Source organism: Pseudomonas sp. SWRI111 (genome assembly GCF_014268555.1).
In the GTDB taxonomy this organism is placed as follows: Bacteria; Pseudomonadota; Gammaproteobacteria; order Pseudomonadales; family Pseudomonadaceae; genus Aquipseudomonas; species Aquipseudomonas hamedanensis.
Genome location: NZ_JABWQQ010000011.1, coordinates 37,907 through 64,064, shown reverse-complemented (window position 1 = coordinate 64,064; position 26,158 = coordinate 37,907). Strand labels below are relative to the sequence as shown.

At 61.1% G+C, this 26,158-nt stretch carries 19 protein-coding genes; 7 read left to right on the top strand and 12 right to left on the bottom strand.

What is annotated here, in order from left to right; translation table 11 throughout:
* Nucleotides 1-74 precede the first annotated feature (74 nt).
* On the bottom strand, nucleotides 75-1,259 hold the full coding sequence (pobA, locus tag HU755_RS14665; RefSeq protein WP_186633988.1) for a 4-hydroxybenzoate 3-monooxygenase: 1,185 nt from the start codon (nucleotides 1,257-1,259) through the stop codon (nucleotides 75-77).
* A 186-nt stretch (nucleotides 1,260-1,445) separates the two neighbouring features.
* Here pobA and HU755_RS14660 point away from each other — a divergent pair, with 186 nt between their 5' ends.
* Complete coding sequence (locus tag HU755_RS14660) at nucleotides 1,446-2,330, top strand: helix-turn-helix domain-containing protein (protein ID WP_186550108.1); 885 nt, start codon at nucleotides 1,446-1,448, stop codon at nucleotides 2,328-2,330.
* Nucleotides 2,331-2,450: 120 nt separating this feature from the next.
* Here HU755_RS14660 and HU755_RS14655 read toward each other — a convergent pair whose 3' ends face one another.
* A complete protein-coding gene (locus HU755_RS14655) occupies nucleotides 2,451-2,627 on the bottom strand; it encodes a hypothetical protein (RefSeq protein WP_178113631.1) in 177 nt (58 codons plus the stop codon).
* Between the two features lie 218 nt (nucleotides 2,628-2,845).
* Nucleotides 2,846-3,751 (bottom strand): LysR family transcriptional regulator, encoded by a 906-nt coding sequence (locus HU755_RS14650; protein ID WP_202885362.1) that lies wholly within the window; start codon nucleotides 3,749-3,751, stop codon nucleotides 2,846-2,848.
* 114 nt (nucleotides 3,752-3,865) lie between these two features.
* Here HU755_RS14650 and HU755_RS14645 point away from each other — a divergent pair, with 114 nt between their 5' ends.
* Complete coding sequence (locus HU755_RS14645; RefSeq protein ID WP_186633779.1) at nucleotides 3,866-4,744, top strand: MBL fold metallo-hydrolase; 879 nt, start codon at nucleotides 3,866-3,868, stop codon at nucleotides 4,742-4,744.
* A gap of 46 nt (nucleotides 4,745-4,790) precedes the next feature.
* Complete coding sequence (locus tag HU755_RS14640) at nucleotides 4,791-5,405, top strand: NAD(P)-dependent oxidoreductase (protein WP_186633776.1); 615 nt, start codon at nucleotides 4,791-4,793, stop codon at nucleotides 5,403-5,405.
* Between the two features lie 120 nt (nucleotides 5,406-5,525).
* On the opposite strand, the gene HU755_RS14635 is transcribed toward HU755_RS14640, so the two are convergent.
* Nucleotides 5,526-6,407: a LysR substrate-binding domain-containing protein gene (locus HU755_RS14635; protein ID WP_186550114.1), complete on the bottom strand. Its 882-nt coding sequence runs from the start codon at nucleotides 6,405-6,407 to the stop codon at nucleotides 5,526-5,528.
* Nucleotides 6,408-6,625: 218 nt separating this feature from the next.
* Here HU755_RS14635 and HU755_RS14630 point away from each other — a divergent pair, with 218 nt between their 5' ends.
* Complete coding sequence (locus tag HU755_RS14630) at nucleotides 6,626-8,263, top strand: 5-guanidino-2-oxopentanoate decarboxylase (protein WP_186633773.1); 1,638 nt, start codon at nucleotides 6,626-6,628, stop codon at nucleotides 8,261-8,263.
* Nucleotides 8,260-9,711 (top strand): aldehyde dehydrogenase family protein, encoded by a 1,452-nt coding sequence (locus HU755_RS14625; protein ID WP_186633770.1) that lies wholly within the window; start codon nucleotides 8,260-8,262, stop codon nucleotides 9,709-9,711. Before HU755_RS14630 ends, HU755_RS14625 begins: the two co-directional genes overlap by 4 nt.
* Before the next feature lie 125 nt (nucleotides 9,712-9,836).
* On the opposite strand, the gene HU755_RS14620 is transcribed toward HU755_RS14625, so the two are convergent.
* Complete coding sequence (locus HU755_RS14620; protein ID WP_186633767.1) at nucleotides 9,837-10,766, bottom strand: AraC family transcriptional regulator; 930 nt, start codon at nucleotides 10,764-10,766, stop codon at nucleotides 9,837-9,839.
* Between the two features lie 396 nt (nucleotides 10,767-11,162).
* On the opposite strand from HU755_RS14620, the gene HU755_RS14615 reads away from it, so the two are divergent.
* On the top strand, nucleotides 11,163-11,516 hold the full coding sequence (locus tag HU755_RS14615; protein ID WP_186633764.1) for a putative quinol monooxygenase: 354 nt from the start codon (nucleotides 11,163-11,165) through the stop codon (nucleotides 11,514-11,516).
* 43 nt (nucleotides 11,517-11,559) lie between these two features.
* The gene (locus HU755_RS14610; protein WP_186550122.1) at nucleotides 11,560-11,802 is read left to right on the top strand and encodes a hypothetical protein; all 243 of its coding nucleotides are present in this window, start codon (nucleotides 11,560-11,562) and stop codon (nucleotides 11,800-11,802) included.
* Here HU755_RS14610 and HU755_RS14605 read toward each other — a convergent pair whose 3' ends face one another.
* From HU755_RS14605 to HU755_RS14575, 7 genes are all read right to left on the bottom strand, one after another.
* Nucleotides 11,803-12,432 carry a flavin reductase family protein gene (locus HU755_RS14605; RefSeq protein WP_186633761.1) on the bottom strand — a complete coding sequence of 210 codons (630 nt, stop codon included), beginning with the start codon at nucleotides 12,430-12,432 and terminating at the stop codon, nucleotides 11,803-11,805.
* Between the two features lie 270 nt (nucleotides 12,433-12,702).
* The gene (locus HU755_RS14600) at nucleotides 12,703-12,936 is read right to left on the bottom strand and encodes a hypothetical protein (RefSeq protein WP_186633758.1); all 234 of its coding nucleotides are present in this window, start codon (nucleotides 12,934-12,936) and stop codon (nucleotides 12,703-12,705) included.
* Nucleotides 12,937-13,309: 373 nt separating this feature from the next.
* Nucleotides 13,310-14,629 (bottom strand): MFS transporter, encoded by a 1,320-nt coding sequence (locus tag HU755_RS14595; protein WP_186550127.1) that lies wholly within the window; start codon nucleotides 14,627-14,629, stop codon nucleotides 13,310-13,312.
* Between the two features lie 302 nt (nucleotides 14,630-14,931).
* Complete coding sequence (locus HU755_RS14590) at nucleotides 14,932-16,263, bottom strand: sigma-54 dependent transcriptional regulator (RefSeq protein WP_186633755.1); 1,332 nt, start codon at nucleotides 16,261-16,263, stop codon at nucleotides 14,932-14,934.
* Nucleotides 16,263-18,023: an ATP-binding protein gene (locus HU755_RS14585; RefSeq protein WP_186633982.1), complete on the bottom strand. Its 1,761-nt coding sequence runs from the start codon at nucleotides 18,021-18,023 to the stop codon at nucleotides 16,263-16,265. Before HU755_RS14585 ends, HU755_RS14590 begins: the two co-directional genes overlap by 1 nt.
* 185 nt (nucleotides 18,024-18,208) lie before the next feature.
* A complete protein-coding gene (locus HU755_RS14580; RefSeq protein WP_186633753.1) occupies nucleotides 18,209-20,971 on the bottom strand; it encodes an RHS repeat domain-containing protein in 2,763 nt (920 codons plus the stop codon).
* Nucleotides 20,968-25,467, bottom strand: a complete 4,500-nt coding sequence (locus HU755_RS14575; RefSeq protein WP_186633751.1) for a SpvB/TcaC N-terminal domain-containing protein — start codon at nucleotides 25,465-25,467, stop codon at nucleotides 20,968-20,970. Before HU755_RS14575 ends, HU755_RS14580 begins: the two co-directional genes overlap by 4 nt.
* Nucleotides 25,468-26,158: the final 691 nt, after the last annotated feature.

Here is a 26,158-nt window from a genome sequence, read left to right as displayed (position 1 = left end):
AACCTGCGGACAGTGATTGACCCGCGCGGGCAGGGCGAGCGGGTGAGTGCTCGCCACTATAAGTCGATAGCAGGCTATTCGATAGCCTCGTATGGAAGCCCGACGTAATTTTCTGCAATGGTTTTTCGCCCGGCTTCGGAACTGACGAAGTAGTCCAGCTCCGAAGCGCTGATGCGCTGGCTGAACGCATCGTGCTCCTCGAACCGATGCAGCATCGAGGTCATCCACCAGGAAAAACGCTCGGCTTTCCAGACCCGGCGCAGGCAGATTTCCGAATATTTGTGCAACAGATCGCTGCGGCCGTTGCGGTACACCTTCAGCAGGATATTGAACAGCGTGCTGACGTCGCTGGCCGCCAGGTTCAAGCCCTTGGCGCCGGTGGGCGGAACGATGTGCGCCGCATCGCCGACGAGAAACAGGCGACCGTACTGCATCGGCTCGACGACGAAGCTGCGCAGCGGTGCGATGCTTTTTTCAATCGACGGGCCGGTCACCAGTTTTTCTGCAAGCGCCACGGGCAAGCGCTTTTTCAGCTCATCCCAGAAGCGCTGATCGCTCCAGTTTTCGACCTGTTCGTCGGCTGGAACTTGCAGGTAATAGCGGGTGCGCGTGGCCGAACGCATGCTGCACAAGGCGAATCCGCGCTCGTGGCGGGCATAGACCAGTTCGTCGTGGACCGGCGGCGTGTCGGCCAGAATGCCCAGCCAGCCGAACGGATAAACCCGCTCGAACACCTTCAGGCAATCGGCAGGAATCGACTGCCGGGCGACGCCGTGAAAACCGTCGCAACCGGCGATGTAATCGCAATCGACGCGCCAGGTTTCACCGTCCTTTTCGAAGGTGACGAACGGCTCGTCGCTTTTCATGCCGTGGGGAACCACGTTGCCGGCCTGGTAAATCGTCGTCGCCCCGGCCTCCCGACGAGCGGCCATCAGGTCGCGGGTGACTTCGGTCTGACCGTAGATCATCACGCGCTTGCCGCCGGTCAACGAGTGCAGGTCGATGTGCACTTGTCGCCCGTCCAGGGCCAGGTCAAATCCGCCGTGAACCAAACCTTCAGCGTCCATGCGCTGACCCACGCCGGCCTGCCGCAACAGCTCTACCATGCCTTGTTCAAGTACGCCGGCGCGGATGCGGCCGAGGACATAGTCAGGTGTCTGCCGCTCGAGGATGAGCGTGTCGATCCCGGCGTTGTGCAGCAACTGACCGAGGAGTAAACCGGACGGACCGGCACCGATAATGGCGACTTGGGTTTTCAGCGTTTTCATTGTTTTTATGACTCGCAAGCTTCACGCGGCAAACACCGGTGAATGATATTTATGGATCGAGTGCTTGCATTTTTCCCTTGCGGGTCTGTCAATTGAAGGTGAAAACTGAGCCGATACCTGTACTTTCTGCCAATCGGTGCGATTATCGCCCATAACCCCGAGGCCTGGATTGAAGTGATGAACAAGCCTGACCTGCCTTCGATTCCCGTGTTCAAGCTCTACGGTGAAAGCCTCGACTGGCCGACCCCTGACTTGCTGCACTGTGAAACCATTTCCTCGCGCAGCCGCGAACATCAATGGGAAATCAAACCCCACCGCCACGCGGACCTGTGCCAGTTGCTGTTCGTGTTCAAGGGGCAGGCGCAGCTCGAAATCGAAGGGCAGTGCACGCAGCTTCAAACCCCGGCGATTCAGGTGCTGCCACCGTTGTCGGTGCACGGCTTTCGGTTTTCCGAAGATGTCGAAGGGTTCATCGTCACCCTCGCCACACCGCTGATCAACCACTTGCAGGCGCAGCTGGGCGATTCGGTGCAGGCGCTGGCCCGCGCCGAACACTACGCGGCCGGCGCTGACGGCGATTACCTCAACAGCCTGTTTACAGCGTTGCAGGCCGAGTACAACGGCCATCAACCGGCGCGGGAAATGCTCATGCATTCGCTGGTCAGCGTGATCATGGTCTGGGTCAGCCGTCAGGCAATCGTTCGGCACAAGGCCAGCCAGCGGCCGCAACGCCAGCGCGAATACCTCAATGGCTTTATTCAGTTGGTAGAAGAGACGTATCGCCAGCATGTGAAGGTCGAAGACCTCGCCCATCGCCTGGGCATTTCCGTATCGCACCTTAACGGCACCTGCCGGGAACTGGCCGGGCAGCCGGCGTTGCAGATCATGCACGAACGCCAGCTCCTGGAAGCCAAGCGCCTGCTGACCTACACCAGCATGACGATTTACGAGATGTCGGAGCTGTTGGGATTTTCCGATCCGACCAACTTCACGCGCCTGTTCCGGCGGCGGGTGGGAATTTCGCCAAAGGCGTTTCGCGACCGGTTGAAGGCCGAGCAATAATTTGTGCGTCGCGGCGGACCCTCTGTAGGAGTGAGCCTGCTCGCGATAGCGGAGTGTCAGTCAAATCAACTCTGGCAGCCACACCGCTATCGCGAGCAGGCTCACTCCTACAGTTGAAAATCAGCGCAGCGCGTTGAGCGTCGCATTGTGCGGAATACACCGCTCATAGTTGCAACTGGCGTATTCGCGGGGCAGTTGTCGCAACTGCTCGACCCGCCAGGCAGCGGTGCCGTACAGCGCCAGCGTGGCAGCGCAGGTGATGAAAATCGCGACGTATCTTCTTGTTTTGATGTTCATGGTGTTCGACCTCTGAACGTCTACCTTGCGGTATTACTTTCAGCATAGGTCAGCGGCGAGCACTTGCCAGCGACTGCGCTCAAGGATTTACCCGGTTATTCAGCACACTGATGAATCCCTGTGGGAGTGAGCCTGCTCGCGATAGCGGTATGTCTGTCAGCATTGAGGTGACTGACACACCGCTATCGCGAGCAGGCTCACTCCTACAGGGATCGGGTTTACAGGCCGACATCCCAGGCGGGGTTTTCGGGAAAACGCTGAACAAGGAAATCGAGCATGCTGCGCAGCGCCGCCGGCATGTGTTTGCGCGAGGCATAGACCGCATAGATGCTCAGCTGCCGCGGCTCGGCATGGGGCAGCAAGCGCAGCAATTCACCGTTGTGAATAGGCCCGCCGGCCAGATAGGTCGGCAGCATCGCGACCCCCGCGCCGGCCAGCGTCGCGCGCAACAAGGTACTGGCTTCGTTGGCGCTGATGTTGCCCTGTACTGGCACCGAAACGGGTTCGCCATCCTCTTCGAAATGCCACAGGCTTTTACCGAAGTAGGAATGCGTCAGGCAGTTATGGCGGCTGAGTTCCTCGGCCCGTGATGGCGTCGGATGTTCTTGAAGATACGCCGGCGCCGCGCAGATCACCGAGCGACAGGCGGTCAGGCGTCGGGCGATCAGGTTGGGATCCAGATCATTGCTGGTGCGGATCGCCAGGTCGATGCGCTCATCCACCAGGTTCACCGTGCGGTCGAGCATTTGCAGATCGATGCTGACGCCCGGATGGCGTTTAACGTAGGCCGCCATCGCGTCGGCCAGTTGCGCCTGGCCGAACGAGGTGCTGACACTGATCCGCAGCAGCCCGCGCGGGGTGTCCTCGGGTTCGCTGACGGCGGCCTGCATGTCGCTGGACAGATCGAGCATCTGCCGGCAGCGCGGAAGGATCTCGCTGCCGGCAGCGGTCAGGCTCAATTTGCGCGTGGTGCGGTGCATCAGGCGTGCGCCGACCCAGTCTTCCAGCTCCGCCAGATAGCGCGAAACTACCGGCCGCGACAGTTCCAGATGATCGGCCGCCGCCGATTGGCTGCCCAGATCGACGACAGTGACAAACACCCGCATTGCTTGGAGACGATCCATGATTTGCCCGCTTTCAGAAACAAACTATGTTCAAGCATCGCATTTTTTGTACTGAGTCAGGCAACTAAGCTCTGTCCCATCGCCAGACACGGCATTCGGACCTCGGAGCACCCCATGATCGGCTTCACTTTTTTCAAACGCGTTCTGCTCACCACTGCCTCGCTGGGGTTCGCGGCGCATGCCGCCGCGGCCAGCCTGAGCCTGGACGTCTACAACCCGGGCGCTGCGGCGATTTTTCCGGTGACCTCGGTGCTGGTCAGTGGCGAGAAAGAGGCCATTCTGGTCGATGCGCAATTCGGCAAGGCCCAGGCGGAACAGGTCGTGGAAAAGATTCGCGCCAGCGGCAAGCACCTGACCACGATCTACATCAGCCATGGCGACCCGGATTACTACTTCGGCCTCGACACCCTGACCCGCGCCTTCCCGGACGCCAAGGTCCTCGCATCGCAGCCGACCGTGGATCACATCAAGCAGACCGTCGCCGGCAAACTCGCCTTCTGGGGCCCGAAAATGGGCGCTGACGTGCCGGCAAGAACCATCGTGCCGGGCGTGCTCAAGGGCGACAGCCTGATGCTCGAAGGACAGAAGTTGCAGGTGATCGGCCTTGACGGCAAGCAGCCGGACCGCAGCTTCGTGTGGATTCCGTCGCTCCAGGCCGTGGTCGGTGGCGTGGTGGTCGCCGAGAACATTCATGTGTGGATGGCCGACACGCAGACCGCGCAATCCCACGCCGACTGGCTGCAGACCCTGCACGCGATCGAAGCCCTGAAGCCGAAAGTCGTCGTACCGGGCCATTACCTGGGTGACAGCAGCCGCTCGCTGGCCAGCGTGAAATTCACTGCCGATTACATCAAGGCGTTCGATGCCGAAACTGCCACGGCCAAAGACGCCGCTGCGCTGATCGCGGCGATGAAAAAACGCTATCCGCAACTCGGCGAAGAAAGCTCGCTGGAACTGAGCGCGAAAGTCGCCAAGGGCGAAATGCAGTGGTAGGCCCATCATTGAAAACGCAGCACTCTCAAGCCAACTGGAGAATGTCATGAGCAAGATCGCAATCATTGGTGCCACCGGACGTGCCGGCAGCCAATTGCTGGAAGAAGCCCTGCGCCGCGGCCATAGCGTTACGGCCATCGCCCGCGACACCTCGAAGATCGGCGCCCGCGCCGGTGTGGTCAGCAAGAATGTCGATGTACTGGATGCCGCGGCGCTGCAAGACGCGGTGGCCGGCCACGATGTGGTGATCACCGCTGCGCATTTCGCCACTGTGCCGGCGTCGGCGATTGTCGGGCCAGTGAAACAGGCGGGGGTGAAGCGTTTGCTGGTGGTCGGTGGTGCCGGTTCGCTGTTGTTGCCGGACGACACGCGGGTGATCGACAGTGCGGGTTTCCCCGCCGAGTACAAAGCGGAAGCCAGCGCGGGGGCCGCGTTTCTTGAGGCGTTGCGTCAGGAAAATGAACTGGACTGGACGTTCCTGTCGCCGTCGGCAGAGTTTGTCGAAGGTGCGCGCAGCGGCACCTTCCGTGTCGGCCAGGACCACCTGCTGGTGAGTGCCGAGGGGCGTAGCTGGATTACCTTTGCCGATTACGCGATTGCGTTGATTGACGAGGTGGAAACACCGAAGCATTCGCGGCAGCGTTATACCGTCGGTTACTAAAACCAGGCACCGTTCATTTGTAGGAATGAGCCTGCTCGCGATAGCGGTGGATCTTTCACACCAGCGGTGGCTGACCCGGCGCTATCGCGAGCAGGCTCACTCCTACAAGGATTTGTGTGCTCAGCGCAAATGAGCCTGCTCGACCAGCCAGAGCATCAACTCTTCCAACGGCGGCGATGGCTCGGCGCCGGCAGGCACCACCACGTAATACGCCAGCCCCGTCTTCACCTTCAAATCAAACGGCATCACCAGCCGCCCGGCGTGCAAATCATCGCCAATCAACGACCAGTCGCCGATCGCCACGCCCGTGCCGTGAGACGCCATCGACATCGCCTGATCCAGCGTTTCGAAGTGCTGGCCGCTGCCCAGATTACTCAGTCGCAACCCCGCCGCCTCAAGCCACACCGACCAGTCCTGAAGATCATGGGTCGGGTGCAGCAACAGATGTTCCTGCAGATCCTGCGGAGCATTCAGCGCGGGCGAGCCCTCGAGCAATTGCGGCGAGCAGACCGGTGTCAGTTGCTCGTCGAACAGGTGTAACGCGCCCGGCGAATTGTCCGGCGGCGGGCCATAGATCACCGCGGCGTCGAATGGCTCACGCTGAAAATCCACGCTGTGTTGCAGTGATGCCGTCAGCTTGACCGGCACGTCCGGACGCTCCTTTTGCCATTGCAACAGGCGCGGCAACAGCCAGCGCATCACACAGCTGGGCGCCTTCAGTTGCAGGGTTTCGCGCTGCACACCGATCTGCTCGGTGGCTTCGCCGATCAGGCCGAAGACCTTCTCCACCCGTGGCAACCACTCGCGACCTTCGGCGGTCAACGCCAGGCCGCGAGCCTGACGAATGAACAATGGATAACCGAGATGATCCTCCAGCCCGGCGATCTGCCGGCTCACCGCGCCCTGAGTGATGTGCAGTTGCTCGGCGGCCCGGGTGAAGTTGCAGCACTGCGCGGTGATCAGAAACGTATGCAGGGCGGGGAGGGGCGGCAATCGTTTCATGGGGACCCAAGGTATGACGTGAGGACATGGCTAGTATGACTTTTAATCGATTGTTGCCGCTAGCTGCGCGCCGTTCCAATGGGCACTCCACGGACCCTGTGGGAGCGAGCCTGCTCGCGAAGGCTGCTTCAAGCTCGACATGGATATTGGCTGGACCGCCTATTCGCGAGCAGGCTCGCTCCCACAGGGGGTGTTTCAGTGAATGAAAGGGCAAGTTAATGGCAACGTGCGGCGAAGTACTGGTCAAGCTGTTGGAAAATTATGGCGTCGAGCAGGTGTTCGGCATTCCTGGGGTGCACACCGTTGAGCTGTATCGCGGGCTGGCCCGTTCGACGATCAACCACGTCACGCCTCGGCATGAGCAAGGCGCCGGTTTCATGGCCGACGGTTACGCGCGCACCAGCGGCAAACCGGGCGTGTGCTTCATCATCACCGGGCCGGGCATGACCAACATCACCACCGCCATGGGCCAGGCCTACGCCGATTCGATCCCGATGCTGGTGATCTCCAGTGTGCAATCGCGCAGTCAATTGGGCGGCGGGCGCGGCAAGCTGCACGAACTGCCGAACCAGAGCGCACTGGTCGGCGGTGTCGCAGCGTTCTCCCACACACTGATGTCGGCGTGCGAATTGCCCGGCGTCCTCGCCCGCGCGTTTGCCCTGTTCCAGGCCGGGCGACCGCGTCCGGTGCACATCGAAATCCCGCTGGACGTGCTGGTGGAAGAAGCCGATGAGCTGCTCGCCAGCGTCCCGGTCAGCATCGACCGCGCGGGTGCCGCACCCGCCGCCGTGAGCCGCATGACCGAGCTGCTGGCCGGCGCACAACGACCGTTGATTCTCGCCGGTGGCGGTGCGATCGATGCCGCTGCCGAACTCACCGAGCTGGCGCAGTTGCTCGACGCGCCGGTCGCGCTGACTATCAACGCCAAAGGTTTGTTGCCGTCCGCTCATCCCCTGCTGATCGGCTCGACGCAAAGCCTGGTCGCCACTCGCGCACTGGTCGCCGAGGCCGATGTAGTGTTGGCGATTGGCACCGAACTGGCCGAGACCGATTATGACGTGACCTTTGCCGGCGGCTTCGAGATTGCCGGCAAGCTGCTGCGCATCGACATCGATGCCGATCAGACCGTGCGCAATTATCCGCCCTACGTCGCGCTGGTGGCCGATTCGCGCAACGCCGCCCAGGCATTGCTCAGCGCCTTGTCACACAAGGCGCTGGCCGAGCGCCGCAACGACTGGGGCCAGGTGCGCGCTGCGCGTCTGCGCGAGGAGCTGGCCGCGAGCTGGGATGCGCCGACGCTGGCGCAGACGCGCTTTCTCCAAACCGTACTGCACGAATTGCCCGACGCAGTGTTCGTCGGCGACTCCACACAACCGGTGTACACCGGCAATCTGACGTTCAATCCGCAACGTCCGCGCCGCTGGTTCAACTCATCCACCGGCTACGGCACCCTCGGCTACGCGTTGCCCGCCGCCATCGGTGCGTGGCTCGGCGGCAGCGTGGAAACCGGCGCTCGACCACCAGTGGTGTGCCTGATCGGCGATGGCGGTCTGCAATTCACCCTGCCGGAACTGGCCAGCGCTGTCGAAGCGCGCACGCCGGTGATCGTGCTGCTGTGGAATAACCAGGGCTACGAGGAAATCAAGAAATACATGGTCAACCGTGCGATCGAACCGGTGGGTGTCGACATTTACACCCCGGACTTCATCGGCGTCGCCAAGGCGTTGGGCTGTGCTGCCGAAGCGATCGGCTCGGTTCAGCAATTACAAAGCGCGCTGCGTGCCGCGAGTGATCGCCAGGGCCCGACGTTAATCGAAATCGACCAGACCCAATGGATGCAGGCGGTGGCCCCATGATCAGTTTTCCAACCACACTCGACGGCCTCTTCATCAACGGCCAATGGTCGGCTGGTCGCGAACATCTGCGGGTGATCAACCCGGCCAGCGAAGCGCTGCTGACCACGGTCAATAGCGGTGACGAGCAGGCCGTCGATCAAGCGATCAGCGCGGCGACCGAAGCGTTCAGGCACTGGTCGCAAACCACTGGCGCCGAGCGTGGGGCGATCCTGCGCAACATCGCCGACGGCGTGCGCAACGGTCGCGACCGCCTGATGAAGTTGCAGTCGAGCAACAACGGCAAACCGCTGTTTGAAGCCGCCATCGACGTCGACGATGTGATCGCCACCTTCGAGTATTACGCTGAACTCGCCGCAGGCCTCGATGCACAACAGGACAGCCCTGTGGCGCTGCCCGGCAATGACTTCAGTGCACGCCTGCGCCGCGAACCGTGCGGCGTGGTCGGGCTGATCGTGCCGTGGAATTTCCCCATGGTCACCACCGCCTGGAAACTTGCGCCAGCGCTGGCGGCCGGTTGCTGCGTCGTACTGAAACCGTCGGAAGTCACGCCGCTGGCGGAACTGGAACTGGCGTCGATCATCGCCGAGTCCGGTTTGCCCGACGGCGTGTTCAACCTGGTCTGCGGCACCGGCCTGGCGGTGGGCGCGCCGCTGTCGGCGGATCCGCGAATCGCGAAAATCTCTTTTACCGGCAGCAATGCGGTTGGCGTGCAAGTGATGCAGCGCGCGGCGGAAACGGTGAAGGGCGTGAGCCTGGAACTGGGCGGCAAGTCTTCGCTACTGGTGCTCGACGACGCCGATCTCGAACTGGCTGTCGAACTGGCCTGTGGCGGCGGTTTCTTCAACGCCGGACAGATGTGCTCGGCCACCAGTCGCGTATTGGTTGCCGATGAACTGGCGGATGAATTCCTCGAGCGTCTGCAAAAACGTGCGCAGGCGATTCGCGTCGCTGACCCGTTCGACCCGGATGTGGAGATGGGTGCACTGGTCAATCAGGCGCAATACCAGCGCGTGCTCGGGCACATCGATCGCGGCCTGAGTGCCGGGGCGAAGCTGGTGTGCGGCGGCAATCGTCCGGCGCATCTGCCGCGCGGTTATTTTTTGCAGCCGACGGTCTTCACCCAAGTGCCTCTGGACAGTGCGCTGTGGTGCGAAGAGATCTTCGGGCCGGTGCTGTGTGTGCGCAGTTTCAGCAGTGAAGCCGAGGCGATTGCGCTGGCCAATGACAGCCAGTTCGGCCTGGTCGCCACGGTGGTGACGCGTAACGCCGAGACCGCCGACCGTGTCGCCAATGCCCTGCAAGCGGGACTGGTGTGGCTCAACGCGCCGCAGGTGATCTTCCCGCAGACGGCGTGGGGCGGTTACAAGCAAAGCAGCATCGGCCGCGAATTGGGGCCATGGGGCTTGCAGGCTTTTCAGGAAATCAAACATGTGATCCGGGCGGTCTGATCACAGATCTTCTTCGCCTGTACCGGCCCAATCGCGAGCAGGCTCACTCCTACATTTGGAATGCGTTCCACTGTAGGAGTGAGCCTGCTCGCGATGACGTCATCAGCCACGCTGCACAATTGGCATCAGACAGAAAGCCGCAACCGCGCCAGATCTCTTAAGGGTGGCGCACCAAACAAGCGGCTGTACTCGCGGCTGAACTGCGACGGACTTTCATAGCCGACCCGATACCCCGCCGCCGAGGCTTCCAGGCCTTCGGTCAGCATCAACCGCCGCGCCTCTTGCAGACGCAGCTGCTTCTGATATTGCAGCGGGCTCATGGCCGTCATCGCCTTGAAGCGGTGATGCAACGTCGAGACGCTGAGGTTCACGGTTTTGGCCAGATCATCGATGCGCAGTGGCTGCTCGAAGTTGCTGTTGAGCCATTTGATCGCCTGGCTGATGCGGTGGCTCTGACTGTTGGCAATCGCGATCTCATACAAGCGATGACCCTGGGGACTGCGCAGCAGGCGATAGAGAATTTCCCGGCGAATCAGCGGCGCGAGCATGGCGATGTCTTTCGGTGCATCGAGCAGCCGTGCCAGACGCAGCACGGCGTCGAGCATTGAACTGTCGATCTGCTCGACGTACAGACCACGCCCGGTCGGCCGGGTCGGCACGCCCATCGGTCCGGCGTCGGCGATCAGGGCGGTGATTTCCGTCGGGTCGATATCCAGACGCACGGCGAGGATCGGCGCTTCTGGCGACACGTTGACCACGCGCCCGCTCAACGGCATCGAAACCGACACCACCAGATAATTCAGCGGGTCGTAATTGAAGTATTCATCGGCCAGTCGCACCTCTTTGCGCCCCTGGGCCATGATGCACAGCGCCGGCTGCGCGAGCACCGGGGCGAAGTCGTGGGACCGGGTGTGGCGCGACATGTACAGCGAACCGATGGCGGTTTCATAGCTGCCGTCTTCGCGGGTGTTGCGGCGAATGATCGCCGCCAGCTCCGCGCGCTGCTTTTCCATGTCAACGGTGGGTTGGGCTTGAAAATGATCGAATGACGTCATGCACGGCATCCTCGGCAGGGGAGGTGGAATGCAGCAGAGCATATGTTTGTGCAAGCAGCGGCGGTAGACACATTCTGCCAAATGCTTGCCTGATTCTGCCCGGAGCGGTGCCTGCGTCCGCCGCCATACGAACCTGTAGGCGCTGCCGAAGGCTGCGATCCGTTGATCTTCAAGACAAAATCAAAAGATCGCAGCCTTCGGCAGCGCCTACACAAAACGCGTATGACAGACGTGTGACTCGGGTTTACAGGTTGTTACAGGTCGTCTGCACGGTCTCGCAGGATTGTGCAACGCGACGGCAGGAATCGACTAACGGCGCAGACGCCCCGGCCCTTAACCTTTGCTCCAGTTGCAGCCCTTCCCCCGGCTGCCACGCGATTTCATGGAGGGTTGATCATGTCCAAGCAGATGCCTGTCAGTCATATGGCCTTCGTTCGTGCCCAGGCCGGGCGCTCGGCAGAACTCGGCGTGCGCCTGAGCGCGTTGATCGAAGTCTCGCGCGCCGCGCCCGGTTGCCTGAGTTTCTCGTTGCAGCAGTCGCAGTGCGACACCGACCTGTGGCTGGTCAGCGGCTACTGGAGCAGTCAACAGATGATGACCGCGTATTTCAACAGTCCTTCGATGGAGGTCTTCGCCGAGTTGGTCCAGGACCTGGTGGTCAATAGCCTCGATTTCCACACCTTCAAGGACGTCTCGGCAGCGCAAGCGCTCGGTCAGTGCCCGTCAGCGATACACAAACTGGCCGGTTGAGGGTTTAATGTCCGGCTTAATTGATTGAGCCAGGAGCCGCGACATGGCACGTAAAGAGTTTGAACGCTTCGAAGCAGTCTCCGCCGTCGTTCCCGTCGAACTGGGCGGCAACAAGGGGTATTACGCGGCAATCGCGGTCAAGGCCCTGGTCGATGGCGGCGCACCGCGCTTTCACAAATTGCTGGATGAGCAGGTGTTTCCCGGCGCCATCGCCGCCGATGACGCAGCGACCGCCGAGCTGGATAAACTCAAGGGCGTCACTGATGACGCCGAGTTGATCTGGTAATCACTTCTGCGCCCCCGGGCGCCACATCTTGAACAGCGCTTCAGGCCCCAGCTGGAAATAATCCGCCGGCCCGCCGCCGCGCAGAATCGGTTCTGCCGCGGCGGTGTCGTAGATGCCGTCTTTGAGCAGCCATTTGGCAATGTGCACAGCGACCACTTCGCCGAGGACCAGCCAGCTCGGCACGGTCTGGCCATCGGCGCGTTGCAACTGAATGATCTGCGTGACCTTGCACTCGAAGGACACCGGGCTTTGCGCGACCCGTGGCACTGAAATCACCCTTGACGCCACCGTCGTCAGCCCCGCCAGTTCAAACTCGTTGACCTCAGGCGCAACCATTGCGCAGCTCTGGTTCATCTGCTCGGCCAGCGGGCGGGTGGCGAGATTCCAGGCGAATTCACCGGTCTGCTCGATGTTGTTCAGGCTGTCTTTGCGCCCGACGCTGGAAAAACCAATGATCGGCGGGACGTAGTTGAAGGCATTGAAGAAACTGTACGGCGCCAGATTGAGCTGGCCGTTGGCATCCTGCGAGGAAATCCAGCCGATCGGGCGCGGGCCGACGATGGCGTTGAACGGGTCGTGGGGCAGACCGTGGCCGTGGGCGGGTTCGTAGAAGTGGATGTCATCGGGCATGGGCGGGTGTTCCTCAAAGGCATAGGGCAGAGGCCAATAGTGCTGGCCCGCAGAACCGATTTCCAGTCGATCACAAATATTCCTCTCCACGGCATGACCCTTGTGGAGCGAGCTCTGCGCGAAAGGGTCGTCACCTTCGACATTGATGGCGACTGACCTGTGGCTTCCGCGAGCAAGCTCGCTTCCACAGGTTTTGCGCTAACCGCGAAATCTGCAAACCCGGGAACGAATAAGCCCGGCCGAGGCCGGGCTTTGGTATCCAGCACAGCATTAGCTGATGGCAGCGGCAGTACCGGTTTTTTCGAAACCGTCGGCAGCAATCGCATTGGCAGTGCCGGTCTTGTCGAAGCCGTCAGCCGCGTAATGGGCAGAGCGGCCGCTGTCGATGGCAGCGCTGGCGCCGGAAATGAAGTCGGCTGATTTGGTGCGGTCCGAACCGTCGGCAGCGTAGGTGTTGGCGGCCAGTACGGACAGGGTCAAGGCGAGGATCAGTTTGGTTTTCATGGTGGTTACTCCGGATTCGTTGGCGATGCGTGTTTCATGGGATTAATGCTACGCCAACTAAGTTGATTAAAAATCGCAAAATAATGCTAAAAACAATCGATTAAGTTGATGTTAAGAGCGGTGCGTTGAGTTCGCTTACGGCTTGGCAGCGAGCGTTGCGCGGTTCATCGATCAGAAGACGGCAGGATGCGCGAGCAAGATTAATCAGCGATTAATTGCTTCTTGGCGGGGGTTAAGGCGGGAGATTGCGGTGGACTCATTCGCGAGCAAGCCCGCTCCCACAGGATTAGTGTCAATCATTGATCCAGTGTGGGAGCGAGCCTGCTCGCGAAGGTGTCCGAACAGCCACCGTTGCAGTGGCTGTGTAATGCGGTCAGTCAGTCACGATGCGCGAGTGTTTCTGGGTGTCTTTCATGGTGATGTACACCAGCAGCGACACGGCTATGCACGCGGTGACGTACCAGTAGTAACCGGTTTCCATGCCGATGCTCTTGAACCACAGCGCGATGTACTCGGCGGTGCCGCCGAAGATCGACACGGTCAATGCGTACGGCAGGCCGACGCCCAGCGCACGGATTTCGGTCGGGAACAGCTCGGCTTTGACCACCGCGTTGATCGAGGTATAGCCGCTGACGATGATCAGCGCCGCCATGATCAGGAAGAATGCGCCCCACCAGGTCTGGATGGTGTGCAGGGTCATCAGGATCGGCACGGTGAAGATCGTGCCGAGCACGCCGAAAGCGATCAGGATCGGACGACGACCTATCTTGTCCGACAGCCCGCCGATGATCGGTTGCAGGCACATGAACAGAAACAGCGTGGCCGCCGAAATGGTGGTCGAGTCGGAAATGCTCATGCCGACGGTGTTCACCAGGTATTTCTGCATGTAGGTGGTGTAGGTGTAGAACGCCAGGGTGCCACCCATGGTCAGGCCGACCACGGTCAACAGTTCCTTGGGGTGGCGCATCAAGGTGCGCATAGCGCTTTCTTTGGACTTCTCTTTCTTGGTGAACGACTCGGTCTCTTCCATGCCGCGACGCAGGTACAGCGCCACCACTGCACACAGCGCGCCGATGGCGAACGGAATGCGCCAGCCCCATGCGTACAGCTGTTCGGTGGTCAGTGTGTTTTGCAGCACGATCAACACGCCCAGCGCGATGAGCTGACCGGAGATCAGCGTTACGTACTGAAAGCTGGAGAAGAAACCGCGACGTTCCTTGGTCGCCATCTCCGAGAGATAGGTCGCCGAGGTGCCGTATTCGCCACCGACCGACAGGCCTTGCAGCAGGCGCGCGAACACCAGCAGGATCGGCGCGCCGATGCCGATGGTTTCGTAGTTCGGGCTCAGCGCGATCAGCAGCGAGCCGAAGCACATCAGGTACACCGAAGCCATCAGCGCTTTCTTGCGTCCGACCTTGTCAGCGTACATGCCCATCAGCCAGCCACCGATCGGGCGCATCAAGAAGCCCACGGCGAAGATCGCAGCGGTGTTCATCAGTTGCGCGGTGGTGGAACCGGCGGGGAAAAAGGTCTTGGCGAAGTACAGGGAGAAGGCGGCATACACGTACCAGTCATACCACTCGACCATGTTGCCGACAGAGCCGCTGAAGATCGATTTGATCCGGCTGGCGGTGGTTCTTGGTTTCGCCGGCGCGGCAGCCGACCCAAGGGGCAGGGCGTTGGAGTTATCCATTGAAGGATCCTTCATTTAATTGTTTTTGTGGAGCGCGTCGAAACGCAGCCTGCCTGAGCTATAGCAGGAGCTGTGCCAATGGGCAGAGGGCCGGTTTAGAGGGGGCGGCGGGATCAGGTGAGCGGAAATCCGCTTACTGAGAGCTCAGGGTGAGCGGGAAATTGCTCATCGGGCTGAGCATTGTGCTGAGCCGGCTTCCCTCTTCGCGAGCAAGCTCGCTCCCACATTGGATCTGTGACCGGCACAAATCCCCTGTGGGAGCGAGCTTGCTCGCGAAAGGGCCTGTCCAGTCACCGCCAAGCTCAACTGTCAGGAACAAACATCTCCCGACTCAACCCATGCCGCTGCATCTTTTCATTGAAGGTCCGGCGCGGCAGTTGCAGCTCTTCAAGTACCGCTTTTACATCACCTTTATGCCGAGTGAGCGCCGATCGCAGGCACTGCGCTTCAAACGCTTCCTGCTGCGCCGCCAGCGATTGCCCCGGATCGATTCCCGGTGCCGGCTCGTCCAGGCCCAACACCTGACGCTCGGCGACGTTCGCCAGTTCGCGCACGTTGCCTGGCCAGTCATGGCTGAGCAGATGACTCAGTTGCGCTCCGGTCAGCGGCGGGAATGTCCGCCCCAGACGTTGAGCGGCGCTTTGGGCAAAGTTTTCGAACAATAGAGGAATGTCTTCACGCCGCTCACGCAGCGGCGGCAAGCGCAGCTCGGCGACATTCAGGCGATACGCCAGGTCTTCGCGAAAGCGTCCGGCTCGCGCTTCGTCGAGCAGGTCGGGCTTGGTTGCCGCGACGATGCGCAGGTCGACGCGGATACTCTGGTTCGACCCCAGTCGCTCAAGTTTCTGTTCCTGGAGGACGCGCAGCAGTTTCACCTGTTGGGCCAGCGGCATGCTTTCGATCTCATCGAGAAACAACGTGCCGCCATCAGCGTATTCGAGCTTGCCGATGCGCTTGCCGGAAGCACCGGTAAACGCGCCGCTTTCGTGCCCGAACAACTCGGCTTCAAACAGTTGTTCCGGGATCGCCGCGCAGTTCAGGGCCACGAAGGGTTTGTCGGCGCGCGGACCGAAATCATGCAGGCAACGGGCAACCAGCTCCTTGCCGCTGCCGGTTTCGCCACGGATCAGCACGTTGACAGGCAGCGCCGCCAGATCCAGCACTTGTCGGCGCAAAGTCTGCAAACCCCGGGACACACCGAGCAATGTCGCATCGAGCCGGGCGCGGTTGTCGGCCTGTTCGTGCAGGGCGCGGTTTTCCAGGACCAGTCGGCGTTTCTCCAATGCCCGACGCAAACTGCCGAGCAAGGTTTCCGGGCTGAACGGTTTTTCCAGAAAGTCGTAGGCACCGTCACGCATGGCAGCGACGGCCATTGGCACATCGCCGTGGCCGGTGAGCAGGATCAGCGGCAGGTCGGCATCGCGTCGCTGCACCTGGGCGAGCAATTCCAGACCGCCCATGCCAGGCATGCGCACATCGCTGAGGATGACGCCGGGAAAGTGCGCGGGCAGGGCGGCGAGGCATTCCTCGGCGCGGCTGAACAGTTGCACCGCGAACCCCGACAGGCTCAACCACTGTTCGACAGCGCTGCGAATGCTGCTTTCGTCGTCGACCACCATTACCGAATTGAGCATCAGACAGGCCCCTCCAGATCGATCGGCAAGGTCAGCGTGAACACCGCGCCGCCGTCGCCATTTTCGACGCTCAGGCGGCCGCCGGATTCATGCACGATGGCAAAGGATACCGCCAGCCCCAGGCCCAGACCGTCGCCCACCGGTTTGGTCGTGAAGAACGGGTCGAACACCTGATTCAGATGCTCGTCGGCAATGCCGCCGCCATTATCCATAACGCTGAGGCGCCACAATTGCTCGTCGGCTTCCAGACGAATTTCCAGACGTTTGCAGACTTTGCCCTGCATCGCATCCAGCGCATTGCGCAGCAGATTGATCAGCACTTGTTCGAGACGAATCGCATCACCGCGCATCCACGCCGGGCGCGCCAGGTGCAGGACCAGACTGACCTGCTCATCACGCAGCCGCGCATCGAGCAACTGTAGCGACTGATCGACCACTGTCGCCAGATCCAGCCGTTCGCGCAAGCCGCTCGGGCTTTTGCGGGCGAAGGTCTTGAGGTGGCCGGTGAGCGCGGCCATGCGCGTGAGCATATCGTCCACCGGTTTGAGCGCCTTGTACGCGTCATCGACGCGGCCATGTTCGAGTAGCAGGCGCAAGGTTGCCAATTGCATACGCTGAGCGGTCAGCGGTTGATTGATTTCATGGGCCAGTGCCGCCGACATCTGCCCCAATGCGGCAAGTTTGGCCGACTGCACCAGCCCCTCCTGCGCGGTGCGCAGGTCGCGGGTGCGTTCTTCGACCAGGCGCTCCAGTTCTTCGCGGTTGCGCTGACGGATTTTTGCCAGGCGCCAGCGCTGGCTGAGAAACAACAACAGAAACACCAGCGCCAGCCACACCCCGGCGGCGGCGAGCCCGGCATTGCGCTGGTCTTCGAAGGCCACTTGCGGGCGCCGCAGCAGGTGCAAGGTCCAGCCTTCCGCCGCCAGCGGCAGTGATTCCCACAGATAATCCGCGGTGCCCTGTGGCCCTTCGACCCGGCGCAGATCGCTGTTGTCATCGAAGCGGCGCAGCGACAGATGCGTCAGCGGCACCAGCGATTGTTTGTCGTACTGACGGGTCGCCTTGATCTCGGCCAGGTCATCGGCGTCCAGCGGGCGTAACGCCCGATAGCGCCAACCCGGCTGGTTGGCGATGAAGATGATGCCGCGGGCGTCGCTGACCAGCAGGGTGTCGCTGCCCTGGCTCCACTCACGCTCCAGCTCGGGGAATTCCAGCTTGACCACCATCGCCCCGAGAAACGCATCGTTGTCGCCAAGAACAGCGCTGGACAGAAAGTACCCGGGAATGCCACTGGTCACGCCGACGGCATAAAACCGCCCGCTGCCCTGGGTGCGGGTCTGCCTGAAATAAGGCCGAAAGCCGTAGTTGTGACCGACGTAACTGCTGGGCAGGCGCCAGTTGCTCGCGGCTACGGCCAGACCGGTGTGATCGAGCAGCTCAAGCGTCGAGGACTGCGCCGCGCCATTGATCTTTTCCAGCTTGAGGTTCAACGCCGCCTGCTCCTCGGCGTCGACCGTGCCAGCCAGCGCCGCGCGTAATTGCGGGTCGAGCGCCAGCACGGCGGGCAGGGCGCGATAGCGGTCGATCAGGGTGTGCAGCGAGTTGGCATAGAGCGCCAGTTGCTGGTTGGCGCGCGCGGCATCCTCTTCCAGCGCCTGACGTTCGGCGTGGCGGATGGCCAATGTCGCGACGAGCGCAGCACCGGCAATGATCAGCAGGGTATACAACGACAGACGCAGGAAACGGGAAGTCGGCAGCATGCTGGGCAAACGGATGGCAGGTCGGGCGGGCACGATAGCATGTCGCTCGGCAGGGTTGTCGTCACCCGTAAAAACCGGCTTGGCAGGTAATCGAGCGCACGGACAGGCCACGGCCGTCGCTCACCGCAAGTGTTGGCGTGTGCCAGTGCACTGACTGATCCATCGCCCGTGGCCTTCGGTCCTGTTCAGGCGGCCTTTTTCCTGGCGGCTGCGTGTCTTTGCTTGAGCAAAAACTGATTGTCAGTGGTTCCCATCTCTTTGTACGCGCCCAGCCCGGCCTGTGCCCTGGCAATGTTCGCCAGTATTGCCTGGCTTTTCTGGCGCAGTGCCGAACGGCTGATGGGTGCCAGGGTTTCACTGGAGGTGGTGCCGTTGACGTTGGGCAGCACGCTGGCTGGAGCGACGACATCACTGCCCAGCGCATCGAAAGCGTTCTCGGCCCAGGTGGAACGTTGCTCGACGGCGGCTTTCCAGCCATCGAGCATTTTTTCGATTTTCTGAATTTTCGCCGGGTCCAGGCGGTTTTTTATGTCTTCGGCTTCCTGAGCGCGAGCGCCCATATTGAGCGCGCCGGGAATGATCCCGATGACTGAGGCCACGACCCTGTTCATAAGAAAAACCGGATTGAGTACTGCGTTGAGCGCCGGGTGCATTACCTCGTCCTTGAAGTCTCGCCAGGAGGTGATTTCCTTGACGGGGTCTTCGACTCCCAGACTTTTATCAATCGCGCTGACAGACATCTGTGAGGTTTGTGGAATTAATGGGCCGAAACGCGCGCCAACGCTCTTCACCACCTGATCCGCCATTGCACCGGCAAGGTCACCACCAATGTTGCCCCCGATCAATCCTCCCGGGCTCACAAAAGCCTGCACGTCTGCCAGCGAGGGAACCATGGCATTGAATTGATTGGTTCCCTGCCCCCCGCCTTCGTAGGCGGCTATACCGCTTAAAGTTTCCCCCAACAGATTCAGCGCCAGATTGGCCGCGATGTTTTTCTGATGGATGATGTCGTGCAGTTGCCCCAGGAGCAGTTCGGAGTTGTCGTGAACGGCTGAAGCGAACTGCGAATACAGCATGATCACGAACTCGGCCCGCGAATGGCCATCGGGGTCGGTAAAGCGCATGGGATTGTTGCCCACAAACCCATACAGATTCAGCCCGTCCACGTCCCCCGCCGAATCTGGACTGATCCAGCGCTGCAACCAGGGCGCGTAATAGCGTGCGCCGTAGTGAATCAGCCCGCTGACGTCTGTCTCCTTGCCCGAATAACGGACGAACCTGTAACTGACTTCAATGGCCGACTCGGCCGTCAGACACGCGGTAGCGCCGAACGGGTAGTAGCCTTCGTGGCTGATGATCCGGGCGTTCTGATCCAGCTCCATCGCATAGGAACCCAGGTGATCGTCGAGGCTGAAGCGCAGCTGGTTGTTGGCGATTTCCCTTGGCGGATTCTTCGCCCAATGCAGGCAGCGTGCACTGCCCACGCTGATGACGTGCAGTTCTTCGCCGTTGTCCTTGCTGCGAATTTCCAGGCCCGGCAGGTAGCGCACCTGATGGAAATGTTCAGTGCTGGCGGTGAAGGTTTCGTGGCGTTTGAACACCCGCACGCCCTGGCTGTATCCATAGTGCTCGGCGTCGTCGCGACCGCCGCGATCGACCAGCGTGATGGTTTGTACTTCGTCACGGACGTTCCAGGTCAGCGGTTGACCGGCCTGTACGTTCTGCTGGTTGCCATGGCGGTCGAACAGTTTGACGAAGTCCGGCGGCGGATCGTCGGGTTTGCAGCGCACGGCGCGGTTGCTGGTGGGGTCAATGCACATCTGTACGGTGTGACTGGCGCCGTCCCGTACGTGCACCAGTTTTTCCAGGTTGCCGCCCGCGTCGTAGGCGTAGGTCTGGGTGTAATTGAGGCGGTTGTTGGGGTCAGTCGGTTGTGGCAGGCCGGGGATGTCCGAGAGCGGGCCATCGTCGTAACCGCTGGCATGGATCAGGCGGTACAGCGAGTCATAGACAAAGTTGCGATGGCCATCGACCCGCTGGTTGGCAAACCAGCTCGGCTGGAAAGCGTGGTCTTCGATGCGGGTGATGTTGCCGACGCGGTCGTAGAAATACTCAAGGTTTTGCAGCACCGTCCCGGCGTCTTTACGGCTGGACTGGGTGTGCAGACGCCCATCGGCCGGATCGTAAGACCATAGGCTGCGCACACCGTTGCCGGCCTGTTGCTCGATGATCTGGTCGGCGGCGTTGTAGTGGGCATCGAGCAGCACGGATTGCCAGTCTGACTCTCCGTTGATCAGCAACTGCACCTGCCTGAGTTGCCCGGCCAGCCCGTAACGCGACTGCTGGCGGTGTTGGCCGGCATCGGTCTGTTCCAGCACGGCGCCCAGTGGGCTGAACACCCAGTGGCTGGTGAACGCCTCGCCATCGCCAAAGGTGCGGGTTTCGCGCAGTGGCTGACCGGTCAGGGCGAAGCTGTCGGTGCGCAGGGTACCGGAGCGGTCTTGCTGCTCGAGCAACTGCCCGCGCAGGTTGTGCCCGGCGTCGGCCTGGGCATCGGCGTAGGTAAATATCTCGACGTCGGCTTCACCGTTTTCCTCGACCACGACCACGCGCAACTGCTCGTCGAAGGTCGTGCGCCACTGATTGCCACGGGCATCCCAGCGCCGCAGCGGCTCGCCCGCCAGCCCCGGCAGATTCAGACGCCATCCGGCGTCGACGCTGGTGGATTTGAGTACGGCGCCGTCCAGGCCATAAATCGTAGTCAGGCAGGGCTCGGGCAGGCGCGGATCCCACTGCGATACGAGTCGTCCAGCCAGATCGTGTTGCTGACGGTTGACCCGTGATTCGATCTCGCTGGCCGTGCGCAGATAGCCAATCTGGCGCACGGGCAGGCCACGGCCGTCGCTCACCGAAAGTGTTGGTGTGTGCCAATGCTCGCCGGTGTTCATGATGCTTGCGCCTTCGCTCTATCAGGTGGCGAGGCGGTGTCGTTAAAGTCGAGGTGCGTCTTATACCAGGGATGGTGGTGATCGAGGGCATAGTCGCCCTTGGCATTGACGACTCTGATCAGCCGGCCCAGGGCGTCGTAGAACAGCTGATCGAAATAACCCAGTTCACGCATGGACCGGTCATTGACGTAGCCGTGCACATCGGCGAAAAACGGCCGGAACTGGCGAATCGGCAAACCCTTGTTGTTGTATTCGACGCGCTCACTGACACGCCAGCGCGGATCGGCATACACCTCGACATACTTGCCATCCTCAATGACCAGCCAGCCATCCACGACCTTATATGCCAGGCCCGGATCGACCAATTGCTGGGTCTGCAACGCCCGGCCAAAGCCATCCACGCACGCCTTGATGATCTGGATCTGTGCGGGCGTCTCGTCGTAGTAATCGCGGTCGGCACTGAGCACCACGCTATGCACGGGCTCGCGATGAGCCGCTTCGATTGCCGCCAGTAATTGTTGTTCAGCCGGCGCCAGGGTGGCGCGCCGTGTAAGCCGCTGGCGGGCACTGGCGCGAATATGTCCGCTGGGCAGCAGATAGCCGTCAACGGCCCATTGGGCGAGCGTATCGGCAGGGGCGGCAATCTGTCCCATCCAGCTGAACAAATCGCGGCGCAGGGCGCTCGCGGCGTATTGCACGGCCGCTACCGGATCGGCAATGGCCGGGTCGGGTCGGTGATCTTGCGGGGGAACATATTCATCCAGCGGCTTGAATCCAGCGGCGACGGTGTTTTCAGTGCCATGAAAACTGGTCGCCAAAGGCTGCCCGGAAGGCGCGTAAATGGCTTCTTCGATATTGTCGTTGGGGTCAGTGATGCGCGACGGTTGCAGGGCGTGGTAGTCATAGGTGATCTGTGTCGTGCAGCCATCGGGCAACTCGACACGGACGATTGCCAGCCCGTGGGCGTCGTATGTGGCGCAGGTGAAACCGTGGCTGAGGGTTTCGCGGTAGCGCAGGACCTTGTAAAAGCCGTCGAGGCCAGCGTATTCGGCGAAGCCGAAATGCGCCGAATACAGCGCTGGATCGGCACCGGGTGGGGCGGTGGGTTCAAACAGAAACGCCATCGGCGTATAGCCGATTTTGATCAATTCAGTATGGATGTTGAACGGCTCCGGCAGGTCGCCGTACGCCGCCAGCGCGACGTTGTCCAGTTGCGCCAGTTCCAGCCGTCCGCGCAGGGCTTCGAACTCGGCAACGCCATCGTCCAATGGTGTGCCGTCCTTTTTTACATAGCGCTGCACGGACTGAGTCGTCAGAACGCGCTCGGTACGCCAGTGCGGCGAATCCTGATGAAGCTTCAACTGCTCATACGACACCTGCCCGGCACTGAGACCGGTCGGCAGTGTGCCCTTGGGCAAGACCAGGGCGTTACCGCGTTGCAGGTAAGGTAAGCCCAGCCGCCACTGCTGCGGATCGTTCAGGTCAATAAATTGGGCAAGCATTTCGCTCAGATAAAACGATTGCTGCGCCGGGTCATGAGCGTCGCGCCACCATTGCTGTTCGTCTGGATCGGTAAATGGCGGCGGGCGGTCTTTCGTCAGGCGCCGGGCATAGCTCACGGTCAGGGCGTGGATCAGCGAGCCGAACGCGTTCCAGCGCATGTTGGTCTCGTGACGGCACAGTGGGTCGTCGATCACCCGGTCGTACTGATAGTTGATGCTTTCCACCAACAACGGCAGCAACACCGCGGCAGCATACTGGCCCTGTGGCCGGACCTCGCGTACCAGATAGCGCCGCTCTTCAACGCTAAAAAGAGTGGCGACTCCCGGCTCGGCCACGTCGTTGTCGGCATAGGTTTCGATGCGAGTGACCGAACCGACCAGCGCCCGCGCAATCTGGTATTGCGTATCGGCGTCGTGCGGGGGGAGAGGGTCATCGAAATCGTTTTCGTGCGGCGGCGTAAGGCTGAACAGCGTAGGGCCCAACGCAATGGCGTCCTTGTCGTCATTGAAGTAGTCGTCACGGGGGCGATCCATCACTTGGCCGGTATGAAACCAGGTACACACCCGCACCGGCTGGCTGAAGCCGATATCGTCGTCGCCCGTGGCGCTTTCGCTGTCGACTTGCTGTAACTGGCCGAAGCCGCGGAACTCACGTTCCCGACTGTCGTAAACGCCTTCACGCCAGGTAAACAACTGCGTCAGGCAGTTACCGGTGATTTCATCCAGTTGTTGCTGTTTTTTGACCACGGCCACCGGGAACGGCAGGTATGAGGCCGGTGGACGGCCGAGCTTGAGCAAGTTGTGTTTTTCATCGAGCCACTCCTGCGCCGAACTGCGATAGACCACGCTGGCACTGCACCCCATGTTGTTGTTACTGGTGGTCAACAGATACGGCTTGGCCGCGACGAAATCGTAACGCCAGTGCTGCGGATGAACATGCGTCACCGTCAGAATCAGGCTGGCGCAGCCCAACCCCTGAAGGTCGGCGAAGCTCACCTGGCACAGTGAGTCATAGCGCACGCCTTCGGGCCAGGGCACGCTGACCGGAATCTGCTCCAGTCCATTGCCACCGCGGTTCAGGTAGATCTCGAAGGCGTCGGATTTCAGATAAATCAGCGCCGGAGCCCCGGAACCATCGAGGTCGGCCAGACGCACCCGCGAGGAATCGAACTGTTCATAGGCGAAGGGCAGTGCGCTGATTTTTTGACCTTCGCCGAACCTGCCGTGGCCGAGGTTGGCCCAGCAGCGAATTTCATCGTGGCGAATGCGGCACAGTTCAGGCATGTCGCTGCCGAGCAGGTTGCCGAGTACCACCAGTTCTGTGCGCGAGTTGCTGAGCAATGGCAGGCGGTCGCGCTGATGGGGCACCTCTTGCGCTGCCGCGAAGCCTTGCTCGCGCTCGTTGCGATAAAGGCGCACAGCGTGCGTGCCGATCAGTGCCAGTGAAATCAAGCCATCGCCGCCGAAGTCACCTTGGGTCAACAAGGCGTGTGAATACTCCAGCGGGAATTTGTTGAACAAGACAAACCGCTCGAACTCACGCTCTGGCGTCAGGGCATGGAAGCCGCTCGATCCGGGCTGCGAAATGAGCAGATCGAGACGACCGCTGCCGGTCATGTCGATCAGTTGCGCACTGGCCCGGCCACGATCCGCGACGGGAATCTTGTCCAGCAGGGCCCAGGGTCCGTAGCTGATCTGGTCGGTGTCAGGCTCTGAGCGCATCGGTTCGCGGTAATACCAGGCCTGATCGTAGCGGCAGAGAAATCCCGGTAGACCCTCCCCGTAAAGATCGACGCACTGGTAAAACCCGCCGTCTTCCACGCCCGGCTGGTGGTCGGCGTCAAGCAGGCGCTGTGGGGTTTTGTTGATCTCGAATGTTGAATAATCGAACTCCACCGGCGGCATATGTTCGACTTTGCCATTGGCATCAAAGGCCTGGTAATGCGCGGCGCTGATCTGGCTATAAGCCCACTGAGTGACATTTTGCGGGGTGTGATATTCCAGCAGCAGGCGTCGGGCCAGTAGCGGTTTTGCCCCCAGGTTGGCCGGGTTTTGATGAAACATCAGCACTTGTCGGCAAAGCCGCCGCGTGCCGATTTCAAAGCCTTGACCGTAAGTCGAAAAAGGATCCGGGCGAAGTGACCACGACCCTGATATGTCTGCATCGAACGGCGGGGTTTCGGTGAGCGAAGTCGTACGCTCGCCGTAGTCGAAGATCAATTGAAACTGCCAGGCCAGATCGCCCGGGTCGGCCACGGTCCAGGCGAACAGTTGCGCGCTGGCTGTGAAGTTGCCATAGCACACCCGCTCCAGATAACGCTGGGCGCGGTAGTCATGGATCGGATCGGGCTCCTCGTCATCGGCCTTGTAAAGGAAGCAGATGTGTTGGCCATGAGCGTTCATGCTCTCGCACAGCAGCCAACTGGCAATGCGTTGCGGATCATCCGGATCCTCGCGCCGGGACGCTGCGGTTTTGCCGTAGACGTGCAGCGAGCCATCCGCGCCATGGATCAGCCAGAACGTCGGCGGAGCGGCCTCGCGGCTTTGCCGTTGCCAGAGCTCGCGCAAGGCAAAGTCACTCTCGACGCGCGGCCAGTAACGCACCACGCGGTGCAGGCCGATGTATTCACCGTTATAGGTCGATTCAACACGCCACTTCAGCGAGCCATCGGCTTCCAGTTCGGGCATCCACACTTCGCCGTCGTGACCGATGATTTCATCGTGTTCGGTATAGCGCGGCACGCCCTTATTGGTACGTCGGCTGATCTGACTGAGCCCCAAGCCCCAACCGACACCGAACGGCCCGTTTCCGGTCTGGCTGCTGTAAGACAGGGACAATGTCGGCGCCAGGCCCCAGCCGCTGGTCAAGGGGATTGGCAGCTCAAACGCCGCCGCCCCCGTCGGCCCCACGGCGCCCCAGCTTTTGCCAACGGTGGCGATCGATGAGCTCTTGGCGATGGACGGGGTGACGATACTCAGCTCGGGTTCGGCCATGATTGCGTCCGTTGCAGGTTCGGTGGCGTAGGTGAGTTGACGCTAACAAAAAAAAGGTGGGACGTGACCTGTCAGATCTGACAGGTGCGCAAGATCGATTTGTGTGCTTGCCGGGATTTGTTATCACGAAACCAACCGTGTGGGAGCGGGCAAACTCCCACAATTGGATTTGCGTGTTTGCGCGATTCTGAATACACCGATAAAAACTGTGGGAGTGGGCTTGCTCACGAATGCGGGGTGTCAGGCAACGAATTCATTGAATGACACCCCGCATTCGCGAGCAAGCCCGCTCCCACAATGGGATTTTCGAGTTGGCGCGATTCTGAGTACACAAGCTAAAAACTGTGGGAGTGGGCTTGCTCACGAAGAGGGCGTGTCAGGCAACGAATTCGTTTAATGACACCCTGCATTCGCGAGCAAGCTCGCTCCCACAATGGGATTTGCGTGCTGGCGCGATTCTCAGTGCGCCGCTAAAACTGTGGGAGTGAGCTTGCTCACGAAGAGGGGGCGTCAGGCAACGAATCTGTTGACTGACACCTCGCATTCGCCAGCAAGCCCGCTCCCACAATGGGTTTTGTGGGCTGTCGCGAATCTGGATACCACCCGCCCACAGGTTTTGGGCAGGGTGATCCTGGCACAAAAAGGCCGCCCCGGCGTTTGCCGGGGCGGCCTTTTCATTTCGGTGTCAGTG

Bases quoted from the DNA above. Each gene is read 5' to 3' on its own strand.
- HU755_RS14640 (WP_186633776.1), top strand. From the start codon at position 4,791: ATGAGCAAGATCGCAATCATTGGTGCCACCGGACGTGCCGGCAGCCAA.
- HU755_RS14620 (WP_186633767.1), bottom strand. From the start codon at position 10,766: ATGACGTCATTCGATCATTTTCAAGCCCAACCCACCGTTGACATGGAA.
- HU755_RS14660 (WP_186550108.1), top strand. From the start codon at position 1,446: ATGAACAAGCCTGACCTGCCTTCGATTCCCGTGTTCAAGCTCTACGGT.
- HU755_RS14605 (WP_186633761.1), bottom strand. From the start codon at position 12,432: ATGCCCGATGACATCCACTTCTACGAACCCGCCCACGGCCACGGTCTG.
- HU755_RS14635 (WP_186550114.1), bottom strand. From the start codon at position 6,407: ATGAAACGATTGCCGCCCCTCCCCGCCCTGCATACGTTTCTGATCACC.
- HU755_RS14610 (WP_186550122.1), top strand. From the start codon at position 11,560: ATGGCACGTAAAGAGTTTGAACGCTTCGAAGCAGTCTCCGCCGTCGTT.
- HU755_RS14575 (WP_186633751.1), bottom strand. From the start codon at position 25,467: ATGGCCGAACCCGAGCTGAGTATCGTCACCCCGTCCATCGCCAAGAGC.
- HU755_RS14630 (WP_186633773.1), top strand. From the start codon at position 6,626: ATGGCAACGTGCGGCGAAGTACTGGTCAAGCTGTTGGAAAATTATGGC.
- HU755_RS14590 (WP_186633755.1), bottom strand. From the start codon at position 16,263: ATGCTCAATTCGGTAATGGTGGTCGACGACGAAAGCAGCATTCGCAGC.
- HU755_RS14585 (WP_186633982.1), bottom strand. From the start codon at position 18,023: ATGCTGCCGACTTCCCGTTTCCTGCGTCTGTCGTTGTATACCCTGCTG.
- HU755_RS14645 (WP_186633779.1), top strand. From the start codon at position 3,866: ATGATCGGCTTCACTTTTTTCAAACGCGTTCTGCTCACCACTGCCTCG.
- HU755_RS14615 (WP_186633764.1), top strand. From the start codon at position 11,163: ATGTCCAAGCAGATGCCTGTCAGTCATATGGCCTTCGTTCGTGCCCAG.
- HU755_RS14650 (WP_202885362.1), bottom strand. From the start codon at position 3,751: ATGGATCGTCTCCAAGCAATGCGGGTGTTTGTCACTGTCGTCGATCTG.
- HU755_RS14625 (WP_186633770.1), top strand. From the start codon at position 8,260: ATGATCAGTTTTCCAACCACACTCGACGGCCTCTTCATCAACGGCCAA.
- HU755_RS14580 (WP_186633753.1), bottom strand. From the start codon at position 20,971: ATGAACACCGGCGAGCATTGGCACACACCAACACTTTCGGTGAGCGAC.
- HU755_RS14595 (WP_186550127.1), bottom strand. From the start codon at position 14,629: ATGGATAACTCCAACGCCCTGCCCCTTGGGTCGGCTGCCGCGCCGGCG.
- HU755_RS14600 (WP_186633758.1), bottom strand. From the start codon at position 12,936: ATGAAAACCAAACTGATCCTCGCCTTGACCCTGTCCGTACTGGCCGCC.
- HU755_RS14655 (WP_178113631.1), bottom strand. From the start codon at position 2,627: ATGAACATCAAAACAAGAAGATACGTCGCGATTTTCATCACCTGCGCT.